The organism is Rhizobium sp. NFR07 (assembly GCF_900111905.1).
In the GTDB taxonomy this organism is placed as follows: Bacteria; Pseudomonadota; Alphaproteobacteria; order Rhizobiales; family Rhizobiaceae; genus Neorhizobium.
Window position 1 is genome coordinate 48,775 of sequence record NZ_FOKM01000001.1, and the last position, 22,372, is coordinate 71,146.

Annotated in this window: 18 protein-coding genes; 6 read left to right on the plus strand and 12 right to left on the minus strand. The window is 59.9% G+C overall.

Annotation, left to right across the window (positions count from 1 at the left end; genetic code table 11):
• The first annotated feature begins 112 nt into the window (after positions 1–112).
• Positions 113–304 (plus strand): DUF2934 domain-containing protein, encoded by a 192-nt coding sequence (locus BM216_RS00225; RefSeq protein WP_092993173.1) that lies wholly within the window; start codon positions 113–115, stop codon positions 302–304.
• Between the two features lie 197 nt (positions 305–501).
• Positions 502–726, plus strand: coding sequence for a hypothetical protein (locus tag BM216_RS00230; RefSeq protein ID WP_092993176.1), 225 nt, complete (start codon positions 502–504; stop codon positions 724–726).
• A 218-nt stretch (positions 727–944) separates the two neighbouring features.
• Here BM216_RS00230 and BM216_RS00235 read toward each other — a convergent pair whose 3' ends face one another.
• Positions 945–1,142 carry a hypothetical protein gene (locus BM216_RS00235; protein ID WP_143102693.1) on the minus strand — a complete coding sequence of 66 codons (198 nt, stop codon included), beginning with the start codon at positions 1,140–1,142 and terminating at the stop codon, positions 945–947.
• Positions 1,143–1,435: 293 nt separating this feature from the next.
• Between BM216_RS00235 and poxB the strand changes: the two genes are divergently transcribed.
• From poxB to BM216_RS00250, 3 genes are all read left to right on the plus strand, one after another.
• The gene (poxB, locus tag BM216_RS00240) at positions 1,436–3,163 is read left to right on the plus strand and encodes a ubiquinone-dependent pyruvate dehydrogenase (protein ID WP_092993182.1); all 1,728 of its coding nucleotides are present in this window, start codon (positions 1,436–1,438) and stop codon (positions 3,161–3,163) included.
• A 458-nt stretch (positions 3,164–3,621) separates the two neighbouring features.
• Complete coding sequence (locus tag BM216_RS00245; protein WP_092994941.1) at positions 3,622–4,509, plus strand: transglycosylase SLT domain-containing protein; 888 nt, start codon at positions 3,622–3,624, stop codon at positions 4,507–4,509.
• A gap of 303 nt (positions 4,510–4,812) precedes the next feature.
• A complete protein-coding gene (locus BM216_RS00250) occupies positions 4,813–6,639 on the plus strand; it encodes an ABC transporter ATP-binding protein/permease (protein ID WP_244530051.1) in 1,827 nt (608 codons plus the stop codon).
• Between the two features lie 63 nt (positions 6,640–6,702).
• On the opposite strand, the gene BM216_RS00255 is transcribed toward BM216_RS00250, so the two are convergent.
• The 11 genes from BM216_RS00255 to BM216_RS00305 form a co-directional block, all read right to left on the minus strand.
• Positions 6,703–7,089 (minus strand): DUF4174 domain-containing protein, encoded by a 387-nt coding sequence (locus BM216_RS00255; protein WP_143102694.1) that lies wholly within the window; start codon positions 7,087–7,089, stop codon positions 6,703–6,705.
• A gap of 218 nt (positions 7,090–7,307) precedes the next feature.
• On the minus strand, positions 7,308–10,457 hold the full coding sequence (locus BM216_RS00260; protein WP_092993191.1) for an efflux RND transporter permease subunit: 3,150 nt from the start codon (positions 10,455–10,457) through the stop codon (positions 7,308–7,310).
• A gap of 12 nt (positions 10,458–10,469) precedes the next feature.
• Positions 10,470–11,627, minus strand: a complete 1,158-nt coding sequence (locus tag BM216_RS00265) for an efflux RND transporter periplasmic adaptor subunit (RefSeq protein WP_177230658.1) — start codon at positions 11,625–11,627, stop codon at positions 10,470–10,472.
• A gap of 345 nt (positions 11,628–11,972) precedes the next feature.
• The gene (locus BM216_RS00270; protein WP_092993197.1) at positions 11,973–13,022 is read right to left on the minus strand and encodes a c-type cytochrome; all 1,050 of its coding nucleotides are present in this window, start codon (positions 13,020–13,022) and stop codon (positions 11,973–11,975) included.
• Positions 13,019–13,666, minus strand: coding sequence for a cytochrome c oxidase assembly protein (locus BM216_RS00275; protein ID WP_092993200.1), 648 nt, complete (start codon positions 13,664–13,666; stop codon positions 13,019–13,021). The genes BM216_RS00270 and BM216_RS00275 overlap by 4 nt, the downstream gene beginning before the upstream one ends.
• Positions 13,663–14,046, minus strand: coding sequence for a hypothetical protein (locus tag BM216_RS00280; RefSeq protein ID WP_092993203.1), 384 nt, complete (start codon positions 14,044–14,046; stop codon positions 13,663–13,665). Before BM216_RS00280 ends, BM216_RS00275 begins: the two co-directional genes overlap by 4 nt.
• Positions 14,043–16,559: a cytochrome c oxidase subunit I gene (gene ctaD / locus BM216_RS00285; RefSeq protein ID WP_092993206.1), complete on the minus strand. Its 2,517-nt coding sequence runs from the start codon at positions 16,557–16,559 to the stop codon at positions 14,043–14,045. The genes BM216_RS00280 and ctaD overlap by 4 nt, the downstream gene beginning before the upstream one ends.
• The gene (gene coxB / locus BM216_RS00290) at positions 16,556–17,515 is read right to left on the minus strand and encodes a cytochrome c oxidase subunit II (RefSeq protein WP_348271991.1); all 960 of its coding nucleotides are present in this window, start codon (positions 17,513–17,515) and stop codon (positions 16,556–16,558) included. Before coxB ends, ctaD begins: the two co-directional genes overlap by 4 nt.
• A 310-nt stretch (positions 17,516–17,825) precedes the next feature.
• On the minus strand, positions 17,826–18,965 hold the full coding sequence (locus tag BM216_RS00295; protein ID WP_092993212.1) for a mandelate racemase/muconate lactonizing enzyme family protein: 1,140 nt from the start codon (positions 18,963–18,965) through the stop codon (positions 17,826–17,828).
• Between the two features lie 13 nt (positions 18,966–18,978).
• Positions 18,979–19,899, minus strand: a complete 921-nt coding sequence (locus BM216_RS00300) for a dihydrodipicolinate synthase family protein (RefSeq protein ID WP_244530017.1) — start codon at positions 19,897–19,899, stop codon at positions 18,979–18,981.
• Between the two features lies 1 nt (position 19,900).
• Positions 19,901–20,545, minus strand: coding sequence for a GntR family transcriptional regulator (locus BM216_RS00305; protein ID WP_092994944.1), 645 nt, complete (start codon positions 20,543–20,545; stop codon positions 19,901–19,903).
• Between the two features lie 197 nt (positions 20,546–20,742).
• On the opposite strand from BM216_RS00305, the gene BM216_RS00310 reads away from it, so the two are divergent.
• Positions 20,743–22,365, plus strand: a complete 1,623-nt coding sequence (locus tag BM216_RS00310) for an ABC transporter substrate-binding protein (RefSeq protein ID WP_092993218.1) — start codon at positions 20,743–20,745, stop codon at positions 22,363–22,365.
• Positions 22,366–22,372: the final 7 nt, after the last annotated feature.

Below are 22,372 nucleotides of genomic sequence, written 5' to 3' on the forward strand. Positions count from 1 at the left end.
TCGGCAGCGATGTGCATCACGGTCTTATGATCGCCCTCCGTACGGTAGCGGACATTGATTGCCCCGCGGGTTGGACCAGATTGGTCCCGTTCACTACAGGGAGGAAACAACAATGTCGGAACGACATGAATGGATTGCGGACAGGGCCTACAGCCTTTGGGAACACGCCGGACGTCCGGATGGTCAGGATCACGACCATTGGCGGCAAGCCAGCGACGCCTGGGACGCAGAGCATCAAGGTCGTTTATCGACGGGTGAAGTCTCTACCGCTCAAACGGATTGGGACGAAGAGAGCGAAGAATAGCAGCACTCCACCGCTACCAGCATATGCCCGCCGGTCTTCGAACTAAGGGAAGCGTCTGCTTGCGCTGATGGCCATCGCTCTTGGGTCTGTTCCGCTTTTCTTCGGCTACCATACGTGGCGCCAGGGAATGCGGAATATGGGTTGACGAATGACCATCTTCTTCCCACATCCCGCGGCGACCGGGGCAGAAGGATCACATGAAGAAATTCCTCGAGACAAGGTTCGGGCCGACCGAGCTTGCCATCATCGACGCCGCCTTTGCCGAGTGGATGAAGCTGGCGAACATCGAAAGGGGCAGTCCGGAAGCAGAGCTGGCCGCGGCGATCGTGATCAACCTGTTTCGCGAAGGCAATGACACGATGCCTGCAATCCGAGACGCCATCTCTGCCCATCGCGGCCTCAACGATCTTCGGCACTCCTGACGCCGCTTGTAGATCATTCTCAGTCATGAAAAACCGCCATCCCTTCCGCATCACCGCGAAGCCTTTCGCGGTGTGGCTGGGTGATCTTCATTTCAGGGCGAGACGAGGACGGAGACCTATCCGCGGCAAAAACTGGATAAAAGAAGTGCTTAAGCAAATCTGATTATCAGCGCCGACGTTTCCATCGGCGAAATAATCTCAGGTCATCCTACAAGACCTTAAAAACCGCTTCCAGCCAAAGACGTCGATAAGAACCCGTTGGCAAAGACGCCGGCGGAAAACACCGAAATGAACAAGGCGAGCGCTGGACCAAGGTCCTGCAAGCCAACGGCGAGAGCCACCTTTGCTCCCGTGAGCAGTCTTGTCATTCCTGAGCCCATGGCCGAAAGATCCGCAATTTTCGTGGTTTTCGCCACAGTAATTCTCCGAGCGATGATCGGTTCCATCATCCGTCACAATAAGCATCGGTGATCTCAAAATATTGGAGCGACGGTCCGACAATGGCATGTGTGCGTCGAACGTAAACACCTCCGAGCCTGACATAATATCGGCACGCCTTTCCCCATCTCATCGGAACCCATTTGAGCCGCTGGGCAAAGCGATTGTCCAATAAACGCGGTGCGCTTGGATCGAGGGTTGGAAACAGCAGCACCAAGCCTAGTTCAACAAATACGAATTTTGTCCGCCAGCGATCGATCAGGAGTATCCGATGAAGCCCAAGGTTGCCGACATATTGACCGAGATTCTGTATTCCGCAGGCGTCAAGAGGATCTATGGTGTGGTCGGAGACAGCCTGAACGGCCTGACGGAATCCCTTCGTAGACGGGACGACATCGAATGGGTTCATACGCGGCACGAAGAGACCGCCGCGTTTGCCGCTGGTGCGGAAGCCCACCTCACAGGCGAACTGGCTGTCTGTGCAGGCAGTTGCGGTCCCGGTAACCTCCACCTCATCAACGGACTGTTCGACTGCCATCGGTCAGGCGTTCCGGTTCTGGCTATAGCAGCGCAGATCCCGTCCAATGAAATCGGCCGGGGCTATTTTCAGGAGACCCATCCGGACCAGCTTTTTCGCGAGTGCAGCCACTTTTGCGAACTGGTCAGCCAACCCGAGCAACTTCCGGCCGTCATGGAATCCGCCATCCGCGCGGCGGTCGGCAAGCGCGGCGTGGCCGTCATCGTCATCCCCGGCGACGTGGCACTCGCCGACTTCTCGGCCAAGATTTCCGCGCCCGCCGCACTCAGGCTCGCAAAACCGAGTGTGGTTCCGGCGGCCGAACAGATCGACAGCCTCGTTGAACTTCTCAGCGAAAGTTCCAAAGTCACGCTCTTGTGCGGCCGCGGCTGTGAGGGCGCCCATGAACAGCTCTTGGCCTTCGCCTCACGTCTGAAGGCCCCCATCGTCCACGCCCTGGGTGGCAAGGAGCATGTCGAATGGGACAATCCTTACGATGTCGGCATGACTGGCCTGATCGGCTTCTCCTCCGGCTACAGGGCGATGCTCGAATGCGATACGCTGATCATGCTCGGAACTGATTTTCCTTACCGCCAATTCTATCCGACTGACGCAAAGGTGGTGCAGATCGACATCCGCCCGGAAAACCTCGGCCGCCGAACTCCGCTCGACCTTGCGATTGTCGGTGACGTCAAGTCCACGCTCAATGCAGTTTTGCTCAGGCTGGAGGAGCGCACCGACGTGAAGCATCTCGACCGATGCCTGGCGGCTTATCAGAAGGCGAGAGATGGGCTCGACGGGCTTGCAACCGGAAAGGCCGGCGGCACGATCCATCCGCAGTATGTTGCGCGACTCCTCAGCGAACAGGCGTCGGAAGATGCGGTCTTCACCTTCGATGTCGGCACGCCCACTGTCTGGGCGGCCCGTTATCTGAAGATGAATGGAAAGCGCCGGCTGATCGGATCGCTTGTCCACGGTTCGATGGCGAACGCGCTGCCCCAGGCGATCGGGGCTCAGGCAGCCTACAAGGATCGGCAGATCATCAGCATGTCAGGAGATGGCGGCTTTGCTATGCTGATGGGTGATTTCCTGACGCTCACTCAACAGGACCTTCCGGTGAAGGTGATCGTCTTCAACAATTCGTCGCTCGGCTTCGTCGCCATGGAGATGAAGGCGGCGGGCTATCTCGAGACCGGGACCGACCTCAAGAACCCCGACTTCGCAGCGGTTGCCCGGGCGGCGGGCGTTCACGCGATACGCGTCGAAGATCCAGCCGAGCTTGGGCGGGGGATAGAAGCCGTCCTGCGCCATCCGGGGCCGGCGCTTCTCGATGTCGTCATCAACCCTCAGGAGCTCGCGATCCCGCCGAAGATCAAGGCCGCCCAGGTGATGGGAATGAGCCTTTGGGCTGCAAAGGCGGTAATGAATGGGCGAGGTGACGAACTTCTCGACGTGACCAAGTCGAACTTCTTTTCCCGATGAGAACGGAAAACCCTGAGTTTCGCATTCGACGGCGTGACGCAATTGCAGCTCAGTCATGGACCCGAGGAACAAGCTGAGCATCTTTCGGTTCTCTTACTGAAGGAGGCTTCATGCCATATCTCGCCAACCGCCGTCCGTCCGGATCTCCGCCCCAGCCCGCATCCTCTCATCGCGGAGCAATTATGACGATCATGTCGCTTGCCATTTTCGTCGCAGTCGTAGCATTCTGCTTTCTCTGGATTGCTGGGCCGCCGGCCTAACCGGCGTCCATTCGCACGAGAGTTTGCTGGTCTTCGCGGTCCTTGGTTTGGAGCATTTGCATAGCGACGTTTCGATTGAATGGACCGGCGGAACTCGTCCAACAGGCTTGACGCATCCGGCGCATCGAACACGAGTGGAGGGTGAGCATTATTCAACGCCTCCGTCCATTTGTGCTTCTGAGGTTTCTCGCCAGTTTTGTGCTTGTTTTGCCCCCGGATGCGGCAGAAGCAGGCCAGAAGCAGGATGGGGCAACGCAGCCCGACTGCCTCTATCAACGCTCCGCAAACGGAAATCCCTCCCTCTGCATCCGCAGCGGGACCTTCAATGCGGACCTCTGCCGCACGATCGGCCACTTCGCCGATCAACATGAGCTACCGCCCGCGTTCTTTGCACGGCTCGTTTGGCGGGAGAGCTTGTTCCGTCCAGAAGCGATCAGCCCCAAGGGAGCAGAAGGGATCGCGCAGTTCATGCCCGGTACAGCGCGACTTCGGGGACTTGCCGACAGTTTCGACGTGATCGCAGCGCTTGATGCATCAGCTGCCTATCTCAGAGAACTGAGAGATCGTTACGGCAACTATGGGCTTGCTGCGGCCGCCTATAACGCAGGAGAAAATGGTCTTTCCCGCTTTCTTACGACGGGGCGCCTGCCAATCGAAACGAGAGACTATGTTTTTGCCGTCACAGGGAGCACCATTGAGACTTGGCGCGACACGCCTCCCGAGAACGTCGCTCCGGAGCTCGATCCTGCCCGCCCGTTTCAGGAAGCATGCACCACCCTGGCAGACACCCGCCAGATGAACGAACCCGTTTTCGTCGGATCGGCCGACTGGGCCCCATGGGGCGTCCAACTTGCGGCCCATCACCGACCTGCCGTCGTTGATCGATTGTTTACCCTTGCGGTCAGCCGACTGCCTAAACCGCTGAATTCCGAACGAGCGCTCATCGTCCGACAACGAGGCGGCAATTTCGGCTACCGGCCACGATACGCGGCACGGATCGGGCGGGAAACTCGCCAGGCGGCAATCGAACTCTGCACCGCTATCCAGGCCGCCGCGGTTCCATGCACCGTGTTGCGAAATCGGTAAACCTTCTCCTTTGACCGCATATTTATCGAAGACAACTCATCGATCCCTCGCAACGCTATTAAGAGCCGTTGATGCCTTCGGAGAACGAATTCGTCGTCGAATGATCGAAGGACGGCAGGTCAGAACATCAGGCTGGTGAAACCTTTTATTTCATGGGCCGTTGTGGGGCTCATGAGTGCCGGGAAAATCGATCCGAAATCTGAAAAGAGTATCAGGCAGCCCGAGCCCGATGATCCCTTGCGGGCTGAAGATCAGCCCATCGAAGCCGAGCCGCTACCCGACGCCATCGAACCCGATCAGGGAATGACGCCTGAAGAGGCCGAACAGGCGCGCAAGGCCTATCTTCTGAAACGGTTCTGGATCAGCGCGCGCGGTTATTGGAGCCGCCGCGGCGACCGGTTTGCATGGCTGGCTTCAATCGTTCTTCTGGCATTGATCGGTCTCAATGTAGGCTTCCAATATGGCATCAACGTCTGGAACCGTGAAATCTTCGACGCGATCGAACAGCGCGATGCATCGTCCGTCTACTATCTGGGAGCGGTCTTTCCACCGCTTGTTCTGGGCAGCGTAACACTTGTCACCATACAGGTTTTCGTCAGGATGCTGATCCAGCGACGCTGGCGCTCCTGGTTGACAAAGGCCTTGATCGCACGATGGCTGGCGAATGGCCGATATTACCAGTTGAACCTCATCGGCGGAGACCATCAGAATCCGGAAGCGCGGATTTCCGAGGATATGCGGATTGCGACCGAGTCACCCGTAGACTTTGTATCGGGTGTCATTTCCGCATTTGTATCTGCCTCGACCTTCATCGTCGTCCTGTGGACGATCGGTGGCGCCCTGACCCTGCCGATCGGCGGATGGTCTGTCACGATCCCCGGCTTTCTCGTGGTTGCGGCGGTGATCTATGCCTTCGTGACCTCCGGCTCGATCGCTTACATTGCCCGCAACTTTGTCCAGGTCTCCGAAGTCAAGAACCAGGTTGAGGCCGAGTTTCGCTATACCCTGACACGCGTGCGGGAAAATGGCGAAAGCATTGCTTTGCTCGGAGGCGAAGAGGAAGAGCGCAACGAGCTCGACCGGACATTCCAGAAGGTCCGCGAGCAATGGCGGCAACTGGCGCACCAATACATGCGCACGACGCTAGTGTCGCACGGATCCATGCTGATCGCCCCTGTGGTTCCGGTCCTGCTCTGTGCTCCGAAATTTCTCGAGGGCAGCATGTCGCTCGGCCAAGTCATGCAGGCAGCATCGGCTTTCACGATCGTCCAGACCGCCTTCGGCTGGCTGGTGGATAACTATCCTCGACTTGCAGACTGGAACGCCTGCGCCCGGCGCGTCGCCTCACTGATGATGTCGCTCGACGGGCTTGAACGCGCAGAGACGAGCGATCGCCTGGGACGCATCACGCGGGGAGAAACGCAGGACGAAACAATGCTCAGCCTTCACGATCTCTCGGTATCGCTCGGAGACGGGAAGGCCGTCGTGAAGGAGACGGAAGTTCAGATCGAACCGGGCGAACGCGTACTCGTTGCCGGGGAGTCCGGCTCCGGCAAGAGCACGCTGGTGCGGGCGATCGCCGGGCTCTGGCCCTGGGGCGAAGGAAGCGTCAATTTCCGCGCTGACAGTCGCTTGTTCATGCTTCCGCAGAAGCCCTACATCCCGACCGGGACGCTTCGCCGGTCCGTCGCTTATCCTCAGGAGGCCGAGAACTGGAGCATCGAGGAAATCGGCGCCGCCTTGGAGAAGGTTGGCCTAGGGCATCTCAAAGACAAGCTCGAGGAAGACGCCCCATGGGATCACACCCTGTCCGGCGGCGAGAAACAACGGCTCGCTTTTGCCCGCCTTCTGCTGAACGATCCCGATATCGTCGTCCTGGATGAAGCAACGTCGGCGCTCGATGACAAGAGCCAGGACAGGATCATGGAGACGGTCATCGATGAACTGCCACAGGTGACGATCTTGAGTGTCGGCCACAGGGCTGAGCTCGAAGCGTTTCACAGCCGCAAGATCACCCTCGAAAAGCGCGATGGTGGGGCGAGGCTCGTCAGCGATGTCGACCTTGTTCCCAGGAAAGGGAAGCGCATGGTTCTTTCGCGCCTGTGGAAGAAGCCGCTGAAGCGACCTTAAATCTCCGCTGCGTCTAAGGACACGATCCCAGCGGCTTGCCTCTGCCTGGAGGCTGCAAACAGGTCAGGCCGACAAGGCAGGCCCACGGGTCGCGTTTTCCGCTTCGTGATGCGGCATTTCATCGATAACTGCAATCAGGTCGGAAAAACACACAGGCGCTGGAGCTGCCCATTTCACGCAGTCGTTCTCGTCCACAAGCGAAGATGAGAACCGGTCGAACGAGAGCTTGTAGCTATCGGCGATATCACCTGCGCTTGCCACACAACGACAGTCGCCATGCAGAGCGACTGCTCCCGTCGGCGAAACCTCGACGACGATGATCGATCGGTCCCTCAATTCCTGCGAATGCCGCTTCAACTCGTCCGCCTGCTGATGCCGAAGCTGAGAATCGTTCCCGGCAATAAGCAGCATCCATTTCGGCTTCTGCTCGGTTACAAAGAGATCAGACATGACAAGCCCTTTCACATCACGGTTCAGCTGCCGCAAAATTTCGCACTGCTGGCCATCGAGATCGCCTTTGAAGTGAAGCCTGTCTCTGGGCAAAACGTCATCGGGCCAAGCTTCAGGTCGCGACGCTCATTGAAGTGACATTAGAACTGCCACAGAGGTGAAAAGTTGCCCTCGCAAAGATCTTTACTTGGCTGTTGGTCCACGGCACAAAAACGGTATCAAATGACCACCGTGTCATGCTGACGAGTAGGCATCGGCTTCCAGCGCTCTTCCAGAGCACGGAAAATCATAAAGAGAGCCGGTACAACAAAGATCGACAGCACCGTCGATATCAGCATGCCGCTGACGACGGATATGCCGATCGACTTGCTCGCACTGGCGCCGGCACCGCTTGCGAGTACAAGCGGGATCATTCCGACGATGAAAGCGATCGAAGTCATCAGGATCGGCCGGAAACGGAGCTTGCCGGCAATCACGGCTGAATCCAGCAGAGACTTTCCTTCCTTGATCCTGAGTTCGCGAGCGAATTCAACGATCAGAATGGCATTCTTGGCCGCCAAAGCCACCAGCAGGACAAGGCCGATCTGCGTGTAGAGCGTATTTTGCAAGCCCAGTACCAGCAGCACCGCAACGGTGCCGGCAAGCGCCAAGGGCACCGAGAAAATCACCGGCAGCGGCCCAAGCCAGCTTTCATATTGGCCGGCAAGCACGAAATAGACCAGAACAAGCGCCAGTCCGAAGGCGATATAGATCTGGTTTCCGGCGAGCTTTTCCTGATACGAGATCGCCGTCCAATCGGTCGCGGCGCCCGCGGGGAGAACATTCGCGGCGGCCTTTTCCATAAACTGCATTGCGTCACCTGAACTGATATCGGGTTGAGGACGGCCAGCAATCGATGTGGCGGGATGCAGGTTATAGAGCGAGATCAGCGAAGGCCCGAGGGTTTCCCTGACATCGACCATGCTGCTGATCGGCACCAGCGAGCCGGACGCGTTCGGCACCTTCAGTCGGTCGATACCCTCCGCAACGCTGCGATAGGAGCCTTCCGCCTGTACATAGACTTGGAACGTATGCCCGAAGCGCGTGAACTGGTTGACATAGGCAGAGCCGAGATACCCCGAAAGCGCATTGAAAACGTCGCCGATCGCAGCGCCGAGTGTAGCGGCCTTGGTGCGGTCGACATTGACCGCAAGCTGTGGCGTGTTGAAATTGGCGTTCACCTGCAGCCCCTGGAGGGCAGGGTTTTTCGCCGCCTCACTAGCTACGCTGTTGGCGATGTCTGCAAGGCGGTTGAAATCGCCACTGCCGTCGGTCAGCTCGACCATCATCGTGAAACCGCCTGTATTGCCGATCCCTTGGATCGACGGTGGCGGAATCGCCGTTGCCATGCCGTCATCAAGGTTGGCGAGCCTGCCGGAGATCGACTGATAGATCGGCAGAAGGGCTTCGGACTTGCCGCGTTCGTCCCAAGGTTTCAGCACGATATAGGCCAGGCCTGCGCTGGGAAGCGGGGCATTGTTGTCGAGCAGCGAGACGCCGGCCACGGTGATGACGTTGGCGACACCCGGCTGTTCCTCAAGCCGCTCCTGCACCTGCTTCAGCGACCGGTCCGTACGCTCAAGCGATGCACCAGGCGGCAGTTGGACCGCGGCCACCAGATAGCCCTGATCTTCCAGCGGCAGGAAACCGGTCGGCACTTTCGACAGGCCGACGAAGGCCAGCGCCATGATGACGGCAGTAAAGGCGGCAACCAAATGACGGAAGCGCATGAGCCAGCTGAGAAACGCCGTATAGCCGTCTTCCAGCCGGGCAAAGCCTCGGTCGAACCAGCGGAAGATGAAGTTGCGCTGCTCCACCGGCTTGATCGGCCGCATCCAGAGCGCTGCCTGCACGGGTTTGAGAGTTATCGCATTGACGGCGCTGATGATAGCGGTCGCGGCGATTACCAGCGCGAACTGTTGGTAGAGCTTTCCGGTGAGACCGGGCAGAAATGCCGCCGGCAGAAACACTGCGACCAACACCAAGGTGATGCCGATGATTGGGCCGAACAGCTCTTCCATAGCTTTTTCAGCGGCCTGTGGTCCCTTCAGACCATCGGACATGTGTCGAGCGGCGCCTTCGACGATGACGATCGCGTCGTCGACGACAATGCCGATTGCCAGGACCAATGCGAACAGGGTCGACATGTTGATCGAGAAGCCCAACGCCGCCATGGCGGCGAACGCACCAATCAGCGTCACAGGCACGGTCGTCGCCGGCACCAGCATTGCGCGCCAGTCCTGCAGGAACAGCAGGATGACGACAAGCACGATGACACAGGCCTCGATCAGGGTCGCGTAGACGGATTCCACTGCGGCGTTGACGAATGCCGTCGTATTGAACGGTACGGCATAGGTCAGGCCCTGCGGAAACGCCTTCGCCAGTTCGCTCATGCGGCTTTCCACCGCTTGCGCGACTTCCAGTGCGTTGGCCTCCGGCAACTGGCTGATTGCCAGGGAAGCGGACGCCTTTCCATTCACACGAAAAATCTGGCCATAGGATTTCGAGCCCAGTTCGATACGCGCGACGTCGCGTAGCCGGGTTATAGCACCGGTTTCGGTATCGGACTTGACGACCACGTCTTCGAACTGCTCGACCTGATCAAGCCTGCCGGAGATTTCGATCGGGGTCTGAAAACCCTGCCCGGAACTCACCGGAGGCATGCCGATCTGGCCGCCGGAGACAGTCTGGCTCTGTGACTGGATGGCGCTCACGATATCGGATGGCGCAAGCCCGCGTGCCTGCAGCCGGTCGGCATCGAGCCAGATGCGCATCGCATAGTCACCAGCGCCATATACCGTCACGTCGCCAACGCCGGGAACACGGGCGATTTCGTCCTTCAGGTTGATCGTGGCATAATTGGCGAGGAAGAGGCTGTCATATTCGGGGTCCGCGGCATCCAGCGTGACGAAAGCGAGGATCGACGTCGAACGCTTGCGAACCGTCACCCCCTGGGACTGCACGGAATTCGGAAGCTGGGCATTGGCCGCATCGACACGGTTTTGAACGAGGATTTGCGCCTCGTCAGCATCCGTGCCGATGTCGAAAGTCACTGTCAGCGAATAGGTCCCGTCGCTGGCGCTGGTCGATTGCATGTACAGCATGCCCGGCACGCCGTTGACCTGCTGCTCGATTGGCAGCGCCACCGTATCCATCAGTGTCTTGGCACTGGCCCCCGGGTAACGGGCCTGGACCTGTACAGTGGGTGGTACGATGTTTGGATATTGCGCGACGGGCAGTTGCAGGAAAGCGATCGCACCGATCAAGATAGTCAGGAGAGCGATGACGTTGGCCAGAACCGGCCGTTCGATGAAGAAGCGTGAAAACATCAGATCATCCGATCAGTTGGCTGCCGGTTCAGAGCTGCCTTGCGGCGTAGCCCCGGGATCGGTCTCGGATTGGGAGGCAGACTTCTTCTCGACCTTTTCCCCGGCGCGGACGCCGGAGACGGCGTTCTGGACGATCCAGTCCTTCGTGGACACCTCACCCTGGACCTGTTGAAGGTCGCCGCTGCGTTCCAGCAACGTCACCGAGCGGCGCTCCACAGCGCCCTCGCTGTTGATCGCCAGGACGAAACGTCCCTTCTGGTCGGTACCGATCGCAGAAGGTGGTATCAGCACGGCATCCTTCACTGTTCCCATGGGGATTCTCAACCTCAGAAAGAGGTTCGGGACAAGATCACGGTCCTTGTTGTCGAAAAGCGCCCGTACCGAAAGCGTGCCTGTTCCTGCATCGGTCTGCGGCGCGACGTAATCCAGCTTGCCTTTATAAGGAAAGCCGTCGTCGACCTTGGTTGCCGCCTCTACCGTGATTTTTCCAAGGTCCTCCGAGGTCAAGCCACGGGCACGCGCCTGCCGCCGGAGCTGCAACATATCGGCATCCGAGATGGAGAAAGACACGTGGATCGGATCAAGCTTGACGATGGTCGCGAGCGTCGTGGGGCTACCGCTTCCGACCAGCGCTCCCACATCCGCCTGATGTGCGGTGACAAAACCGTCGAACGGGGCCGTGATGCTGGTATAGCCGAGGTTGATCTGCGCCTCTCTTAAGGAGGCTTTCGCGGAATCGAATTGTGCCTTGGCCTCGTCCCTGCTCGCGCGTGCGTTATCGACGTTGGCCTGGGTCGTCGTCGACGACCGGGCAAGCTCTTCTTGCCGCGACAGTTGCACCTGGGCGTTGTCCAGGCTCGCATGCGCCTGCTCGACCGATGCCTGAGCCTGCTGCATCTGTGCTTCATACTGATCAGGTTCGATCAGAAACAGACGTTGCCCGGCCTTTACCTCCGAGCCATCTCTGTAATCGATGGTTTTCAGGTATCCCGTAACGCGGGCGGTGAGATCGACGCTGTCGAGGGCCTTGGTCGTGCCCGTCTGATGGAGATACCGGACAATAGTCGATGCTTTCGGCTGAACGGCATTTACCGACTTGGGAGCGGTCTGAGGCTGTTGCTGACTTTCGGCGGAGCAGCCGGCAAGCAGAAATGCGACTGCGAGAAGCATCATCCCTCCCCCGATGGAATGCAGAGGATCCAACAGGCGGGTGAATGAACTGGCTTTCTTGCATCGCATTGGCATGCCTATTGGTGTCTTGAGAGAATGGGGATCTGCTTTTCCGAGACCGGACGCGGTTTGAACGATCCACGGCGGCCCGGATGCCACCCGACGGTGTCAGCAGGCGCAAAGTCTGAACGCTTCTCTAGGGCGTGGCCGTTGCTACAGATTTGCAATATTGTTGCTGTTTGTTACGCGACCGCAGATGCCTGCCGTGCATCCACTCGCGCCGACCGCTTCAACTACAGCGGAGGCTGACGCCCGTGTTAAGGGCATCGTCAGGTGAGGCCACAATCATCGCTGACTGAAATATGCACTAGCTGCATCAATATCCTCGGGCGTCAGCTGCTTCGCCACTCCCTCCATCAGGTGCCCATAGAAGGATCCGCCTCTGATCTCAGCATGGAAGAGTGACAGTTGCTGGCGCAAATAGGCTGAATTCTGGCCCGATAGCTTCGGATAGGCAGGATTGGCGCTCGCCTTGTCATGACAGCTCAGGCAGGCCGGAATCTTGTCGGCAACTCGGCCTTCCTCCGCAAGCACACGACCCTTTTCCACAAGCCCCGCATCCTGTTGCACAAGCGGCCGAGTTGCACGTGGCTGATTGGCGTAATATGCAGCCAATTCCGGCAGGCCCTCTCTCGGCAGCGTACCTGCCGCGACCTGCATGATTCCGCTCGGACGCTTCGTATCGGCATAGGCCTTCAATGCGTTCAGGAGATAGGCTTCCGACTGGCCGGCGAGCCGCGGAATGAGGCTGGTGTCATTAAGTTTGCTTTCGGCATGACAGCTTTCGCAGGTGATCGGGAGTGGCGAAACCTCACCCGCATGGCCGATGCCATGCAGGCCGGACGCCTGCATGTAGGCATTGGCATCCATGTCCGGCAGCTTGCGAAGGAAGGCAACCATCGACCATACCTCGTCGTCGCGCGACTGCGTCGGCCACGCTGGCATGCCGGTGAAACGGACGCCGTGCTTGACGATCTCGAACAATTCCGCGTCCGTCCATTCCAGAACGACCTTCTTCAGGTCCGGCGGAGGCGGCAGCATGGCGAGCACCGAGGCTGGCGCAGCCTGCGCCGGCGATCCGTGACAGGTGGCACAGCCGGTCTCGAAATGCCCTGCGGCACCTGGTATCAGTGCCGGATCATCAAGCGGCGGTGTGTCCACGAAGGCGACACGCGTCGCGACCGAATTGCGCATCACCCAATGCAGAAACCAGTCCGTGATCGCCCAATGGCCGGTTGAGGCGCGCACGCTCATCAACCCGGACCAGCCGACACCGAGGCCGAGAAGCGGCAGGAGGATGACGAGCACGATCAGGTGCTTCCAGCGAACGGTCATCGGGCCCTCCTCCTTTGTGTCTCGGGCACACCTGAATTCAGCGTCGTCGCGAGCAGAGACACGCCACCGGCGAGATAGACGGCCGCGCCGACAAGAAGCATGATGACCCCACCGGCCTGCTGGTCGACGAGCGGGCTGAGAGTGAAGCCGAAACAAGTCACGTCACCGACGCCGTAAAGCGCTCGCGGCGACAGTGCCAGCAATGCGCCGAGCAACGTCATGTGCATGGATGTGAACAGCAATCCGAAAGCGCCGGCCAGGCGACGACCATCGCGACCTTCCTGCAGACCACCGCCAAGACAGGAAAGCCAAAGTGCCAGCCCCGCGGCAAGAAAGGTCAATTGTTCGACGGCTGCAATGCCCGAAGAGCTTTCAGACCCTAGACGCAACGCCGGGATATGCCAGGCCCAGACCGCCAGCAGTTCGACCACCGAGGCGACGACCGGTGTGAACCATGCCCAGCGGGCAGGAAAATCCGCCCGCGTTCCCGACAGACCTATGGCGATCAACGGCGCTGCGCCAGCCACGATGCCCATATGGGCGATCATGTGGACGGTGAATGATGCCCGGTCGGCGAATGGGAGCAGGACGCCCCAGAAGAGGAGAAGAAACAGCAGGCCGGTGGCGAGACAGAAACGCTTCATCGCTGGCACTCCGCGATGAAGATGAGCGGGATCGCCACATACACTACGGCAACGAAACTGAGGCCCGAAAGAAGCAGCGTGGCAAACCCTTGGAACAGCGCGCGGTCCTGCCGCGTCGCCTCGTCATGCGGCGGATCGCCGGAACCGAAACCCCATTGCCGCCAGGCCAGGTAGGCCGCGAGGACAATCATGCCGAGCGCCACCACGGTAAAGCCGCCGAGGATTATTCGCATCGTGGAAAACTCGAAACCCAGCATCGCCGTCTTGGCGCAATAGACAGCGACAGCGCCATAACAGACGACGAAATGGACTGCCCAGACGATGGGTGCCGTAAACAAGGTCCAGAGGCTTTCGACCTCGCGCGGGATGAAGCTCTTCATGCGCTCACCATCGGAAACAGGCCGATCACCGCGAAGGTGACTACAGCAGTGAAGGCCATGAAGTGCCAGTAGAGCGCCACGTTGCGGATATCCTGATCATATTGCGCGGTCATGCGGCCCGCAAAGCTTCGCGCCAGACAATAGGCCTGCATGACGATGCCGACCGCCCCATGGGTGACGGTCCAGATTGCAATGATCCAGACGATGGCCGGATAGACATTCGAGGTCGGGTCCATGCCATGGAGATAAGGGCCTGCCACCCCTGCAAGACAGGCTGCGAAAGTGACCCCGATGCCCGCAACCAAGGCGATACGACAACCCACGACACCCTTTTCGTTCAGCTGTCTGGCAACAATCGTCAAAAGCCATGCGATCACGAAGAGAACGAGCGCCACCATTGGCCAGGGCTCACCAGGCCCCGAAGCGCCCGCCGTGAAATCGTCGTGCACCGTCCAGTAGAAGAAATAACCGAATATCAGGCTTGCGAAGGCCGTGCCGTCGCCGACCATGGTGATGAACATTGCCCACCAGCCGACAGAGGCCGGACCGGAGACATAGACCGGCAGCGTCTGTCCCAGCCCGACATCAACCTCCGCCGATTCCGGTATCGGCCCCGTGCCGTTCCAGAGCCACCAGAGGATGGCTATGAAGGTGATGATGGCCGAGATGATCGTGGGGATCCACCAGTGATAGGTGAGCGCGATGAATACGCCACCGAGCGCCAGTGCCGCAATGATCGTTACATAGGACGAACCGCCGACGCGCAGGCACTGGATCGGCTCGGCATCCAGTACAGATGTGACCAGCGTTTCGCGCTTGCCGGATTTCGCATCGGGAAGATAGTAGCGCCCCGCCTCGATATCGGCCTGCAAGTTCGGCTGATCCCAGAGCGGATATCGGCTGCTGATGATCGGCACGGACCGCATGCCCCAATCCTCGGACGGATCGTTGGTCCATTCCAGCGTGCCGGAATTCCAGGGGTTCAGATTGCGTTCCTTGGGCTTCGGCTTCGGCCGAAAGATATCGATGACGAAGGTTGCGACACCGGCGGCGAAGATGAAGGCACCAACGGTGGATATGAGGTTGAACCAGTCCCAACCTATGTCTTCCGGATAGGTAAACACCCGCCGCGGCATACCGCGCAGACCGGAGAAATGCATTGGGAAGAAAGCCACATTGAAGCCGGTGAACATCAGCCAGAACGAGACCTTGCCCCAGGCATCCGACAGTTTCTTCCCGGTGACGAAGGGGAAGTAATAATAGATGCCGGCGACGATCGGGAAGAACATGCCGCCGATCAGCACGTAATGCAGATGGGCGACGACGAAATAAGTGTCATGCGCCTGCCAGTCGAAAGGCGCGAGCGCCACCATGACGCCGGTCAGTCCGCCGATGACGAAGATGATAATTCCGCCGGCACCGAACAGCATCGGCACGGAAAAGATCACCCGCCCGGCTAGCATGGTGGCGATGAAGACGAAAATCTGCACGCCCGTGGGGATCGCTACCGCCTCCGACGCTGCCGAAAAGAAGGCGAGCGAGATCTGCGGCAGGCCGGTGGTGAACATGTGATGCACCCACAAGCCGAAACTGAGGAACCCCGTGCCGACGGCAGCAAGCACGATCCATGAATAACCGACGATCGGGCGCTGCGAGAACGTCGGCACGATCATCGCCATCAGCGCGATCGCGGGCAGAAAGATGATGTAGACTTCCGGGTGGCCGAAGATCCAGAACAGATGCTGCCACAAAAGTGGATCGCCGCCTCGCGAAGCGTCGAAGAACGGCCAATCGAACATCCGCTCCATCTCGAACAGGATATCGCCGGCGATCAGCGGCGGGAAGGCGAAAAGGATCATGCCCGCGACGATCAGCAGATACCATGCGAACATCGGCATCATGTTGATACGCATGCCGGGTGCGCGGCATTTCATGATGCCGACGATGATCTCCACGGCGGCCGCGATCGACGCCACTTCGATGAAGGAGAGGCCGAGCAGCCAGATGTCGGCGCCGATGCCGGCATATTCCTTATCCGTCGCGAGCGGCGGATACATGAACCAGCCGGCGTTCGGCGCCGCGTTGAAGAAGATCGAGCCGCAGACGAAGACGCCACCGAGCAGGAAGCTCCAGAAGCCGAAGGCCGATAGACGGGGGAAAGGCAGCTCGCGGGCGCCGAGCATGGAAGGCAGCAGGAAGATCGCCACGGCCTCGAAGATCGGCACCGCAAATAGGAACATCATCACCGTGCCATGCAGGGTGAAGGCCTGGTTATAGAGGTCGGCCGAGATGAAATCGTTGTTGGGTACGGAGAGCTGGACACGCATCAGCAGGCCGAGCAGACCGGCAAACAGCATGAAGGCGAAGGCCGTTACACCATACCAAAGGCCTATCTCGCTATTGTTGACCGAGGTCCAGTAGCGCCAGCCGCCCGGCGTCTTCCATGCCTTGCGCAGCCGTTCTTCCTGAGCCGCCCTTTCCTCTGGCGTGAAATTGCCGAGCTCCACCATCATTTGAGCTCCTTCAGGAACGCCGCCATTCTTTGAATGTCCGCTTCCTGCAGCATGCCGAAATGCGGCATCCTAACGCCTGGCTTGATCTTGGCCGGATCGGCAATGAAGCGGGCGATATCCTCCGCCGTATGGGGAAGCGTGCCGGCGGCCAGCGTGTTGCGTTCGCCGAAAGCCGTCAGATCCGGGCCGATGCGACCATTGGCGGCGGTTCCGGAAATGGCGTGGCAGGCGCCACAGCCGTTCTTCAGGAAGACGGCCAGTCCTTCTGCATCGGCCAAACCGTTCGTCCTGGTCTCGGCGCTGCGTTCGGAAAGCCATGCCTCGTAGTCGGCCGCCGCCACGGCCCTGACCCGGAACGCCATCAGCGCGTGAGATTCGCCGCAGAACTCGGCACAGACGCCGTTGTAGATTCCCTCCCTGTCGGCCTGCAGCGCCAGCGGGTTGGTGCGACCGGGGATCATGTCCATCTTGCCGCCGAGCGACGGGACCCAGAAGGAGTGGATGACGTCTGCCGCCTTCAGGGCAAAATGCGTCGGCTCTCCGACCGGGATGCGCACTTCGTTGGCCGTCTCGAACAATGTCTTGCCCGTCTCGTCGAGATAGCGCACGCGCCACCAGAACTGTTCGCCGGTCACCTCGATACGACGGACCGGCTGGTCGTCCGGCACCCAGGGCCTTATCGCCGGCATCAGCCACATCCCGTAGGACAGCAATGCGCAGAGAATGGCGGATGGCAGGATAGCTCCGCACCACAGAATAACTCGACCCGCGCTCTCTTCCGAATGCGCGTTCTTTTTGCGTGAGGCGTAAATGAGGGCGGCAACGACGGCGACCCAGATCACCGCACCACCGAACAGCATGACGAAGAAGAGATGGGCCACGCGAGACGCTTCAGGCCCTGCCGGGTCAAGTGCCGATTGGCTCCCGGAACAGGAACTCAGGAAAATGACGAGCAGCGCGACAGACGATCGACAGAGCCTCGGGCATCTTCCTGGGCAGCTTTCCGTCAGTCCTTCACCTGTCATTGATTGGACTGTCCCCTTCCCCGTGATGCGATAGGCAAGTTCATCCAGCCAATCGTTCGCAAACGCAGGCTCGGACTAATGGTTCCCAAACGAACCGTCGCGCATTGCGGGTATTTCCGGGTCAGGCAGAGCAATCCGCCGACCGCAACAGCGGATTGACACATCAAAGGTTGTGCAGCCAGGACGAGCTATGAACCAAAGCCCGTCCGTCAGCGCCAATGCTCTTTGAAAAATTCAGGGTCTACGGATAGGCCGTGGAATGATCCGGTTTGCGGGTCACCTTGCGTTCCCAATGGACGTAATCGTCCTTCAGCAACACCTTTTCGTCGATCTCGATACCCCAGCCGGGGCGATCCGGGCGAAGCATCATATGCCCATCCACCGGCATGTAGGGGTCAACCGCCCAAGGCGCGTATTCGTGAGGCTTGAACTCCAGGACCTGGAAGTTCGGCTGTGCTGCACAGAAGTGGATATTGACGGCGGTTGCCAGCGGCCCCATCGGATTATGGGGCGCGACCGTGACGTAATGAGCTTCCGCGATCGTCGCGATGCGCCGCATTTCCGAGACGCCGCCGACGACGCAGATGTCCGGCTGGATGATATCCGCACCCTGATTGGTGAGGAGATTGAGGAATTCGAAGCGGTTATAGAGCGACTCGCCGGTGGCGAGCGGCACGTTGACCTTCGACTTCAACTCCTTCCAGGCGGGGATATGCTCCGGGCGGATCGGCTCCTCATAGAAAAACGGATCGTTCGGCGCGATGGCGGCCGCAAGCTGCACCGCCTTGTAGGGCTCGAAGATCTTGGCATGCGCATCAAAGGCGAATTCGAAATGCGATGGCGTGATCTCGCGGATGCGGCCGAACCAGTCGCCGGTCTCCTTCACCAGTTCGCCCCAGCGGCCCGAATGAAGGTCGCGGCGATAAGGGCTGAGCTTGAAGGCGGTGTAGCCGTAATCCTCGTTGAGCTTCAGCGTCTGGTCGAGGGCATGCTCGGCATCCGGCGCGGTATAGACGCCGCAATAGACGCGGACACGGTCGCGCACGCTGCCGCCGAGCAGCATGTAGACCGGCAGACCCGCGGCCTTGCCGGCGATATCCCACAACGCGTGATCGATTGCAGAAATCGCGGCAAGGCCTAGGGCTCCGGGAGGAAAGCGGCATTGCTGGTTGAGCTTCAGCACGAGGAATTCGACCCGCCGCGGGTCTTCGCCCTCGATCTGGTGGAAGAGGTAGTCGAGGAGCGGCGGCAGCGCCCAGTCTGGGCCGTGATTGTAGCATTCGCCCCAGCCCGAAATGCCTTCGCTCGTCTCGATCTTCAAAAGCAGGCGCGGGCGTTCGTCCACGCGCTGCATGTAGGTCTTGATACCGGTGATGTGCACGTCTTGTCTCCGATCAGGCAGCCAGGGCTTCTGCTTTGACGCGATCGACGATACCGCGCAGGATGCCGCGCTCCTCGTCGTTCAGCGCAACCACGCCCGGGACGCGGACTGGGCCGACATCGGTGCCGAGCATGCAGAGCGCTTCCTTGACAACCGTGACATTGGCACCGTTGTTATACTTGGTGCGCAGGGCTTCGAACCCGGCAATACCGTCGATCAGGCTGCGAGCACTCGCATAATCGCCAGCCTCCAGCGCCTGGTGGATGGCGTGAGAGCGTTCCGGGAAGACATTGACGAGACCGGAGGTAAAGCCTCTGGCGCCCATCGCATAGAAGGCCGGAGCCCAGCCTTCGGCGAGGCCGCAAACCCAGATGGCCGGCGCATCCGACGTGGCGCGGATGACTTCCGACAGAAGCATCAGATTGGGCGAGGCGAACTTGATGCCGGCAATGTTCGGATGCAGCGCCAGCCTGCGGAAATCCGCGACCGAGAAGGCGTCGCTGCGAACATAGGCGATGACCGGCACCGTGGAGAAATCGGCCAGTTCGAGGAAATACCCGGCCTGATAGGACGGGCCGGCGAAAGGGTCCATCGGGTGATGCCCCATGATGGCGTCGGCACCGGCTGCGATCGCATCCTTCGCCAGCGCCTTGGCTTCCGTCAGCGAACGGCCGACGGCGGCGCTGACGAGCGACTTGCCCGCCGCCGCTTCGATGGTGGCCGCATGCACCTCCCGCACTTCGTCCATGGTCAGCGTGAAGAACTCGCCCGTATTACCGGCGGCCATCAGGTTATGCACCCGGGCGCTGGCAAGTCCCTTGATGAGAGTTTTCAGTTTGGCTGAGTCGATCGAGCCATCGCCTTTGTAGGGAGTCACCGGGACGCCGGAAATTCCGGTCAGCGCCTTCCTTACGGCCTGAAGTTTTTCGGTCACGTCAGATATCCTCCTGCTTTCCAAATACGATACCGAGGTAAGTCTCCCCCGAGCGCACGACATGGTCGCGCATCAGCCGTTCGGCGCCGTCCGCATCTCCCGAGGCTATGGCGCCGGCAATGGCTGCATGTTCCTCGAGCGACTTCTGCCGTTCGGTCGGGTCGAGATGGATGACCCGACGAATGCTCGCGTCATAGAATTGCTGCCGCTCGATCAGCTTAGCCAGATAGCCGCATTGCGAACTCTTGTGGATGTGCTCGTGGAACGTCTCGTTGAGCTCGACCAGACAATCGGCGTCGCCCGATGCGGTCGCCTCCTTCATCCGCTCGGCAACAGCGAGCAACTCCGCCCTGCCCTTCTCGTCGATCCGCTTGGCGGCGAGGTGGGCGATCATCGATTCCAGCGCAGCACGGGCAAGGATCATTTCCTCGGCCCAGGAACTGTCGAAGCGGATGACGACGCCGCGGCGCGGAAGAGCCTCGACGAGCCCCTCCGTCTCCAGCTGGCGCAACGCCTCCTTGATCGGCGTGGTGCTGACACCGAACTGTTCGGCGAGGTTGCGCTCGTTGACCTTTTCCCCGGCGGCGAAGCGCCCGGCCAGTATGGCGTTGCGCATGGTGCGATGGACGTGATCGCGCACGGTCATCTGGAAGCTTGCGCCGATCTTCTCGAAGCTTTCCGCCTGCTTGTTCGACCGCTTCAGCGAGCCTTCAACTTCCATCATTATTTCCGAAATCCGTTGACGAGGATCATTTTGTGTGAAATCTGGTATATCAGATTTGATATCCCTGTCGATAGAAAATCGATGGGACGAGGTTGAGGAGCCTTGGGAGGTCTCGATAGATGATGAAGCGAAAACTCGCGGCCCTGGCGAGCGTGGCGATCCTGTTGGCGCCGTTCGATGGCGCGCGTGCCAAGACGCCGGACGATCAACTGGTCATCGCCATGTCGATGTCGGCGATCCGTGGCCTCGACCCGCAGGAACTCAATCAGCTGGAAGCCGCCGAGGTGGTCGCCAATCTCTATGATCGGCTCATCGAGCTTTCTCCCGACAAGATCTCCGAGCCGAAGCCGAGCCTGGCGGAAAGCTGGACGGTTTCCGAGGACGGCAGGACCTTCACCTTCAAGATCCGCTCCGGCGTCCAATTCCACTCCGGCAATCCGCTGACCGCACAGGATGTGGAATGGACGCTTCACCGACTAGTCAAGCTCGGGCTGGCCCCTTCCACCGACCTGCGCCAGTGGGGCTTTTCTGCCGATAATGTCGATGCGCTGATCCGCGCCACCGACGAGAGCACGCTCGTCGTGGAAACTCCGAAGGTGTGGAATGCCAATCTCATCCTTTATTCGCTGGCCAGCTTCTCGACCTCGATCGTCGACAGCAAGCTGCTTCAACGGCATGAAAAGGACGGCGACTGGGGCCGCGCCTATCTGCAGACGGCCGACGCCGGGTCCGGCCCCTACCGGCTGAAGACATGGCGGGCTAACCAGCTGCTGATTGCCGATGCGGTGCCGACCTATTGGCGCGGAGAACCGGCGATGCGCCGCGTGTTCCTGAGCCATATGCCGGAATCGGCCGCCCAGCGCCTCCAGATCGACGCGGGCGATATCGATATAGCCGCGCGGCTTTCCTATACCGACCTCAGGGGGCTGGAAGCCGGTGGCGAAATCACGGTCGACAAGACGCCGGGCTTCGGCTTCTACTATCTGGCGCTGAACCAGAAGGACGAGGTCCTGTCCAACCCGAAGGTTCGCGAGGCTTTCCGCTACCTGATCGATTATGACGGCCTGAGTGCCACCGTGATGCGCTATTACGGGATCAAGCAGCAGAGCATCATCCCCGCCGGCCTTCCCGGCGCGATCTCCGAAAATCCCTACAAGCTCGACATCGAGAAGGCCAAGCAACTGCTGGCCGAAGCGGGTTATCCGGACGGTTTCTCCAAGGTCTATTACGCGACGCCGGTGACACCGGAATATGAAGTCGCGCAATCGCTGCAGGCCAATGCCGCCAAGGCGGGCATCAGGCTCGACCTGCAGGGCGGCGATCATATCGGAAAATTCCGCGGCCGCGATTTTGAGCTTTTTTCCGCCCGTTCCGGCGAGCGGCTGCCCGATCCGCATGCGGTGCTGCAATCCTATGCGACCAATGCCGATAATTCGGACAAGGCCAAGCTTTCGGGCCTCCTTGCCTGGCGAAGCGCCTGGGACGTGCCGAAGGACATCCAGGAGATGGTGACTGCCGCCGCCCATGAGACCGATCAGGCAAAGCGCGTCGAACTCTACGAGCGGATCAACCGGGCCTATCTCGCCTCATCCCCGGCACTCGTCACCTCGTTTCAGCGGACCGATGCCAAGGCGGTGCGCAAGGAAGTGAAGGGTTATGTCGGCCATCCGACATGGCTGACGCGCTGGGACACCGTGACGAAGAGCGCCGTGCCGGAAAGCAGCGGCTCTGAAAGCCAATGACGAGCGG

Bases quoted from the DNA above. Each gene is read 5' to 3' on its own strand.
- BM216_RS00265 (WP_177230658.1), bottom strand. From the start codon at position 11,627: ATGCTTCTCGCAGTCGCATTTCTGCTTGCCGGCTGCTCCGCCGAAAGT.
- BM216_RS00250 (WP_244530051.1), top strand. From the start codon at position 4,813: ATGACGCCTGAAGAGGCCGAACAGGCGCGCAAGGCCTATCTTCTGAAA.
- BM216_RS00230 (WP_092993176.1), top strand. From the start codon at position 502: ATGAAGAAATTCCTCGAGACAAGGTTCGGGCCGACCGAGCTTGCCATC.
- BM216_RS00310 (WP_092993218.1), top strand. From the start codon at position 20,743: ATGATGAAGCGAAAACTCGCGGCCCTGGCGAGCGTGGCGATCCTGTTG.
- BM216_RS00255 (WP_143102694.1), bottom strand. From the start codon at position 7,089: ATGTCTGATCTCTTTGTAACCGAGCAGAAGCCGAAATGGATGCTGCTT.
- BM216_RS00275 (WP_092993200.1), bottom strand. From the start codon at position 13,666: ATGAAGCGTTTCTGTCTCGCCACCGGCCTGCTGTTTCTTCTCCTCTTC.
- ctaD (WP_092993206.1), bottom strand. From the start codon at position 16,559: ATGATGGTGGAGCTCGGCAATTTCACGCCAGAGGAAAGGGCGGCTCAG.
- poxB (WP_092993182.1), top strand. From the start codon at position 1,436: ATGAAGCCCAAGGTTGCCGACATATTGACCGAGATTCTGTATTCCGCA.
- BM216_RS00270 (WP_092993197.1), bottom strand. From the start codon at position 13,022: ATGACCGTTCGCTGGAAGCACCTGATCGTGCTCGTCATCCTCCTGCCG.
- BM216_RS00225 (WP_092993173.1), top strand. From the start codon at position 113: ATGTCGGAACGACATGAATGGATTGCGGACAGGGCCTACAGCCTTTGG.
- BM216_RS00260 (WP_092993191.1), bottom strand. From the start codon at position 10,457: ATGTTTTCACGCTTCTTCATCGAACGGCCGGTTCTGGCCAACGTCATC.
- BM216_RS00280 (WP_092993203.1), bottom strand. From the start codon at position 14,046: ATGAAGAGCTTCATCCCGCGCGAGGTCGAAAGCCTCTGGACCTTGTTT.
- BM216_RS00305 (WP_092994944.1), bottom strand. From the start codon at position 20,545: ATGACCGTGCGCGATCACGTCCATCGCACCATGCGCAACGCCATACTG.